Origin of the sequence: Methyloceanibacter sp. (assembly GCF_051306395.1) — a bacterium.
Lineage (GTDB): Bacteria > Pseudomonadota > Alphaproteobacteria > Rhizobiales > Methyloligellaceae > Methyloceanibacter.
The window spans coordinates 44106-51183 of record NZ_JBPPND010000143.1 but is presented as its reverse complement, the minus strand read 5'-3'; the positions used below and the strand labels follow the sequence as shown (position 1 = coordinate 51183).

The following is a 7078-nucleotide window of genomic DNA, read 5'->3' as shown; positions in this document are numbered from 1 at the left end:
CCACATCTTCGTCTACGGCACGCTGCGCGCCGAAAGCGATCATCCCATGGCGCGGCGCCTCTCGGCGCGGGCACGTCACGTGGGCAAGGGACGCGTCCGCGGACGCCTCTACGATCTCGGCTGGTACCCGGCCGCGATGTTCGATGACAGCGAGAAGCGTCACATCCTCGGTGACGTCTTTGCGCTGAAGCCCGGCGGCACGCTGCTGGCCGAGCTCGATGCCTATGAGGCCGGCGATCCCAACTACGAGCGCGTGCCGTTGCAGGTGACGCTTCTGGACGGTGGTACGGTGACCGCCTGGGCCTATGGTGTGACCGAGGCCCCGAATGCACGGATTATTTCGAGCGGCGATTTCGTCGCACATCGGAACGCGAAGACGCCGCGCCCGGTTCGTCCTTAGGTCTTCTTCTCCGGCTCGTTTGTGCGACACCCCCCGAACGGGCTAAAAGGACGGCTGACTGCGGAAGGGATCATGGAATCAATGAACGAAGCCGTGGAGGCAAAAGCTGCGCCCAAATGGGTGTTCACCTTCGGCGATGGACGCGCCGACGGCTCCGCCGAGGACAAAGAGCTTCTCGGCGGCAAGGGCGCGCATTTGGCCGAGATGTCGCGCCTCGGGCTCCCCGTGCCTCCGGGCTTCACCATCTCGACGGAAGTTTGCGCCGCTTACTACGAGCTCGGCCGCAAACTGCCCGAGGCGCTGAAACCCATGGTGGACGAGGCGCTGGCCAAGGTTGGCAAGATCACCGGCGCACGCTTCGGCGATGTCGACAATCCCCTGCTGGTGTCGGTGCGCTCGGGCGGGCGCGCCTCCATGCCGGGCATGATGGACACCGTTCTCAATCTCGGCCTCAACGACGAGACGGTTGAGGGCCTGGCGCGGCTCACCGGCGACCGCCGCTTCGCCTATGACACCTATCGGCGCTTCATTCAGATGTATGCCGACGTGGTGCTCGGCATCGATCACGGCATGTTCGAGGAGATCCTCGAGAACTACAAGAATCTCAAAGGCTTCGAGCTCGATCCCGAGCTCGCTGCCGAGGACTGGGCGGAGATCGTCGTCCGTTTCAAGGCCCTGGTCGGCAAGGAGCTGGAGCAGCCCTTTCCGCAGGATCTCCATGAGCAGCTTTGGGGCGCCATCGCCGCGGTGTTCGGCTCCTGGCAGAACGCGCGCGCCATCGCTTATCGCCGGCTCCACGATATCCCCGACGACTGGGGCACCGCCGTCACCATTCAGAGCATGGTGTTCGGCAACCGAGGCGACAACAGCGCCACGGGAGTAGTCTTCACCCGCAACCCGTCTACTGGCGCCAACGAGCTGTTCGGCGAGTTTCTTCTGAATGCGCAAGGCGAGGACGTGGTGGCGGGCCTGCGCACGCCCCAGCCTCTGACGGAGAACGATCGCGCCGCTTCGGGCAACGGCAAGCAATCGCTGGAAGCCCTCCTGCCGGAAGCCTTCGCGGATCTGAAGGCAGCCTGCGCGGCGCTGGAGAAGCACTTCCGCGATCTCCAGGACATCGAGTTCACCGTGCAGGAAGGCAAGCTGTTCATGCTGCAAACCCGCTCGGGCAAGCGCTCCACGCAAGCCGCGCTGAAGATCGCCATCGACATGGCGCGCGAGGGCATCATCACCGAGGAGGGGGCGGTGCTGAGCCTCAACCCGGCGCAGCTCGATCAGCTTCTCCATCCGGCGCTCGATCCCAACGCGGAGATGACCGTTCTCGCCAAGGGCTTGCCGGCCTCGCCCGGCGCGGCCTCCGGCGAGATCGTGTTCGATGCCGACGAAGCGGTACACATGAAAGCGCAAGGCCACACGGTGATCCTGGCGCGCATCGAGACCTCGCCGGAAGACGTGCAAGGCATGCACGCCGCCGTCGGCATCATCACCACGCGCGGCGGCATGACGAGCCACGCGGCCGTGGTCGCGCGCGGCATGGGGCGTCCTTGCGTGGCGGGTGCCGCCGCGGTGCATATCGATCTCGAGCGCGAAACGCTCGAAGCCGGCGGTCACACACTGCACAAGGGCGATATCGTCACGATCGACGGCTCCTCGGGAAAGCTCATCAAGGGACGCGTGACCATGCGTCAGCCCGAGCTGTCGGAGGACTTTGCCACCTTGATGAAATGGGCCGATGGCTTTCGCCGCATGGAGATCCGTGCCAACGCCGATACGCCCGCCGATGCGCGCCACGCGCGCGACTTCGGCGCGGAAGGCATCGGGCTGTGCCGCACCGAGCACATGTTCTTTCAGGAGCATCGCATCATCGCCATGCGCGAGATGATCCTGGCCGAGAACCCGGAAGCCAGACGCAAGGCCCTTGCAGAGTTGCTGCCGGCGCAGCGTCAAGATTTCATCGAGCTGTTCGAGATCATGGCCGGCCTCCCCGTGACCATCCGGCTGCTCGATCCGCCGCTCCATGAGTTCCTGCCTCACGGCGAAGAGGCCATCGCCGACGTGGCCGAGGCCATGGGCGTGAGCCTCGCGCGGCTAAAACGGCGCATCAGCGTTTTGAGCGAATTCAACCCCATGCTCGGCCAGCGCGGCGCGCGTCTTCTCGTCAGCTATCCGGAGATCGTCGAGATGCAGGCGCGCGCGATATTCGAGGCGGCGATCGAGACCGGCAAGACCCTGCATGAACGGGTGACGCCGGAGATCATGGTGCCGCTCGTGGCCGTCAAGGCCGAGCTCGATATCATCAAGGAGCGCATCACGGCGACCGCGCGCGCTGTCGAGAAGGAGCGCGAGACGAATCTCGCCTATCAGGTTGGCACCATGGTGGAGCTGCCGCGCGCCTGTCTCATGGCCGGCGAGATCGGTCAGAGCGCGGAGTTTTTCTCCTTCGGCACCAACGACCTAACGCAGACCACGTTTGGCTTGAGTCGCGACGACGCCGGGCGATTCTTGAGTGAGTACGCCGAGAAAGGGATTATTCACCACGATCCCTTTGTAACCCTCGACGTTGCGGTGGGCGAGCTCATGAAAATCGGCACGGAGCGCGGGCGCGCCGTCCATCCGGACCTCAAGATCGGGGTCTGCGGGGAGCACGGCGGCGACCCGGAAACCATTGGATTTTGCGAGAAAATCGGCCTCACCTACGTGTCCTGTTCACCCTACCGGGTGCCCGTTGCGCGGCTTGCCGCGGCCCAAGCGACTCTGAAAAATCAAACGCTAACGGATAATTAGGCCTTGGCGGTCGAAATAGGCGGTCGTTGCCGATCAACACAATTTGCCCTAAATTATCGGGCAGCGTTAATGGCAACAGACGGGATTCCGGGTTTGATCCGGTGGGGGACTGCCAAACGACGTCGGTAATTTCCCACCAATTTGCCTGGTTTGTTTTGGGGACGCTCTAGACTCGCGGGCCTATGAGGACGCGCTGCTAGGGTAAATGCACAGGGGGACTTCCGGACAAGACCGGCCGTCTTCCGCACGGGGACCTGGAGGGATAATGGGCCGGCGCTCGTCTCGTCGGATGTGGCACGCGATTATTGCGTTCGTGCCGCTTCCCCTCATCGGTGTGGGCTACGTCGTTGCGTCGAGCAATCAGCTCGCGATCGAGGTCGAGCTGTACCTGACCCCCCCAGAAGCCATCTACACCGCCACACGCACCGCCAGCGCATCCGCCGCGCCACGGGAGATTTCCGGCGACGCGGCCAAACTTTTCACCACCGGTGTCAAAGGCCCGCGCGCCGATCACTATGCGGCGGCACAGGCCGTAACCGACGCCGGCAAGCAGCTCATCACCGCGAGCCTCACCGGCGGCGCGGGTCTTGCCAGGGTGGTCGCCGGCGGCGTCAGCCGTGACGCCAAAAGCGATCGCCTGATGCCCACCACGACCGAAATCGCCCTCAAGGTTCCGGAGAGGCGGCGCCCCGACAGTTCGCTCTTCATGAACGCGAGCTACTCCTCGCCATTCAACGCCGATTTCCAGGTGGATGCCTTCCGGCCGGACCCGCACGACATCGCCTATCAGCCGAACGAAGAGGCCCTCAACTTCCGTTACCAGGGCGAGTCGCAAGCCGAGTTTGAGGACCGCGAGCGCCGGTGTCTCGCCACCGCCATCTATTTCGAGGCCCGCGGCGAGCCGGAGCGCGGCCAGGTTGCCGTGGCGCAGGTCATCCTCAATCGCGTACGCAGCCCGGTCTTCCCGCAGACAATCTGCGGCGTTGTCTATCAGGGACAGATGCGCAAAGGCTGCCAGTTCTCCTTTGCCTGCGACGGCCACTCCGACACTCCGCGTGACAACTCCCAATGGGCGCTGGCTCAGGATCTGTCCAAGCGCATCATGTCCGGCGAGCTATGGCTACCCGAAGTGGGATATTCGACCTTCTATCACGCGAACTATGTGAGCCCCCGCTGGGCGCGCCGCATGAATAAGGTCGATAGGATCGGCGCGCATATCTTCTACAAGAAACGCAACGAAGAGCCTTACGTGGTCGAGGCTTCGGCCGCGCCCGAGGGCGGTGCCGGCTCCGACGACGAAGACGGTTATCTGTTGCCCACGCTGTCTCTCGCTTCGGCGGTCAGCGCCGTTTCGGGTTCGGTCAGCGCCGTCGGCGAGACCGTCACAAACTCGGTCACCGCCGTCGCGGGCACTAGCGCGAGCGCGCCCACTCAAGCGATGAGTCTAGGTTACGGGGCGAGTGAGTAAGCGCCCCGACCGAGATCAGGTCGACGCCCGTCCGGGCAATTTCAGCCACTGTCTCTAAGTTGACGCCGCCCGAGGCCTCGGTCAGCACCTTGCCGCTGGCAAGCCTCACGGCCTTTTTGAGCGTCGCCGTATCCATATTGTCGAGCAGCACGGCATCGATCGGGAGCCGCAAGGCCTCCTCCAGCTGTTCGAGCGTGTCCACCTCGACCTCGATCTTGACCATGTGGCCGCCGCGCGCCTGACGCCGTTCGAGCGCCGCCGCGAGCCCGCCGGCCGCGGCGATATGGTTGTCCTTGACCAGCACTGCGTCATAAAGGCCGAAGCGGTGGTTGATCCCGCCGCCGCATCGCACGGCGTATTTCTCTAAAGCGCGCAATCCCGGCGTTGTCTTTCGCGTGCAGGCGATGCGCGTGAGCGTCCCTTCGACTTTCGATACATACTCAGCCGTCAGCGTGGCGATGCCGCACAGCCGGCCGAAGAAGTTGAGCGCCGTCCGCTCCCCGGTCAGCAGCGCCCGCGTGCGGCCCTCGATCCTTGCGACGGTGGCGCCGGCCTCGACATGCGCACCGTCCTCCACGATCCGGGTAAAGCCAATGTCTGCATCGAGCATTCTGAAAGTGGCTTCGGCCAAATCGAGTCCGGCGATGACCGCGGGCTCGCGCACCACGATGGCGGCTTCGCCATGCGCGTCCGGTGGAATGATGGGATCCGTGGTGATGTCCCCGGCGAGCCCCAAGTCTTCTTCCAGCGCCGCGCGCACGGCCCGGTCCACGAGCAGCCTGGGCAGTTCAAGCCGGGACGGCGTTGTTTTGGTCATCCTTGCGAGACCACCCGCAGCTGCGGCGGGCTCGAGACGCCAGCCGCCTCGCGGGCAACTTCCTCAGCCTTGCTCAGCGTTAGGAAGCTCCGCTTTGCTTGGCCTTCATCCGAGGTCGGGTAGTCGCTGCGAAACTGTGCACCGCGGCTTTCCTTACGTGTAAGCGCGGCGGCCGTCACCAGTTTGGCGGTGGTGAGCATATTGGCCAGCTGAGGATCGCCGTCGTTCTCCCGCTCCAGCGTAACGATGGTGGCGAGCGCCTTGGACAGCGAGCCCGCGTCGCGGATCACGCCGACCTCCGCCGACATGGTCCGGCGCAGCGTCTGCTCGGGTTCCGCGTCGTGGCGGACGGGATCGTTCTCCCTCGCTACGGAGGCGAAATTCCGCGACGGAAGCGGGGGCACGGCGGCCGCGATGTCCGTCGCGACCCGTGCCCCGAACACCACCGCCTCCAGCAGCGAGTTGGAGGCAAGCCGGTTCGCGCCATGCGCTCCGGTCGAGGTGACCTCGCCACAGGCCCACAGCCCGTCCACGGTGCTGCGCCCCTGAGCGTCGGTGAGAATGCCGCCCATGTGGTAATGGGCGGCCGGAGCCACGGGGATCGGCTCTTGCGTGGCATCGATACCGGCAGACCGGCAGGTGGCGGCCACCGTCGGAAAATCGTCAACGAGCGCCGGCCCCAGCGGACGGCAATCGAGAAACGCGCCGCGTCCGCCGACCACCTCGCGATAGACCGCGCGGGCCACTACGTCCCGGGGGCCGAGATCGGCGTCCTCATGCACCGCGCGCATGAAGCGTTCGCCCTTGCTGTTGATCAAAAGCGCGCCTTCGCCGCGCAGCGCCTCGGTGGCGAGCGGCGCCGGGTCGCGCCCGATATCTATGGCGGTCGGGTGGAATTGCACGAACTCCGCGTCGGCAATGACAGCGCCAGCCCGCGCGGCGATGGCCACGCCTTCGCCGCGTGCTTCCCTAGGGTTGGTGGTGATGGCGTAGATCTGCCCTGCGCCACCGGTTGCCAGCACGACGGCGCGCGCCGGCAGTACCAGACCCTCTTTGTCGGAATCTCTGTCCGCCGGCGCCAATGCGATTCCCTGAACCCGCCCGTTGCGCACGATCAGGTCGCGGGCGGTATAGCCTTCCAGCACGGTGATCGAGGGGGTCGCCCGCGCCGCCTCGGTAATCGCGCCCATGATGGCGCGGCCCGCGGTGTCGCCTTTCACATGCAGAATACGGTTGGTGCGATGTGCCGCCTCGTGGCCGAGCGCCAGCCGCCCCTCTAGATCCTTGTCGAAGGGCACGCCGTAGCGCAGTAAGTCCTCGATGCGCTGGCGCGCCTCCCGCGCCATGAACAGCGCTACCGCCTCATCGACGATGCCGGCACCGGCACGCACCGTATCCGCTGCGTGGTCCTCGGGCGTGTCCCCCTCGGCGAGCGCGGCGGCGATGCCGGCTTGCGCCCAGAGGCTGGAAGCGCCTTCACCAAACGGAGCGGGCGAGATGACGGTGACGGGAAGCGGCGCGAGCTTGAGCGCTGTGAACAGGCCTGCCAAGCCCGCACCGACCACGACAATGTGGTTGCCCGTGCGGTGCGCATCGGTGCGCATGTTGC

General features: G+C 65.4%; 5 protein-coding genes. 3 read left to right on the top strand and 2 right to left on the bottom strand.

The features are described 5' to 3' along the window. From ACSLE4_RS07695 to ACSLE4_RS07685, 3 genes are all read left to right on the top strand, one after another. A partial coding sequence (locus ACSLE4_RS07695; RefSeq protein WP_435903886.1) for a gamma-glutamylcyclotransferase family protein occupies positions 1–400 on the top strand: 400 nt, incomplete at its 5' end. Between the two features lie 81 nt (positions 401–481). Further along, a complete protein-coding gene (gene ppdK, locus ACSLE4_RS07690; protein WP_435903889.1) occupies positions 482–3184 on the top strand; it encodes a pyruvate, phosphate dikinase in 2703 nt (900 codons plus the stop codon). 289 nt (positions 3185–3473) lie between these two features. Further along, positions 3474–4652: a cell wall hydrolase gene (locus ACSLE4_RS07685; RefSeq protein WP_435903885.1), complete on the top strand. Its 1179-nt coding sequence runs from the start codon at positions 3474–3476 to the stop codon at positions 4650–4652. Here ACSLE4_RS07685 and nadC read toward each other — a convergent pair. Beyond that, entirely contained in the window at positions 4597–5469 is an 873-nt protein-coding gene (gene nadC / locus ACSLE4_RS07680) for a carboxylating nicotinate-nucleotide diphosphorylase (protein WP_435903884.1), read from the bottom strand. The two genes, ACSLE4_RS07685 and nadC, sit on opposite strands and share 56 nt — an antisense overlap. Beyond that, positions 5466–7073: an L-aspartate oxidase gene (locus tag ACSLE4_RS07675; RefSeq protein ID WP_435903888.1), complete on the bottom strand. Its 1608-nt coding sequence runs from the start codon at positions 7071–7073 to the stop codon at positions 5466–5468. Before ACSLE4_RS07675 ends, nadC begins: the two co-directional genes overlap by 4 nt. Positions 7074–7078 lie beyond the last annotated feature (5 nt).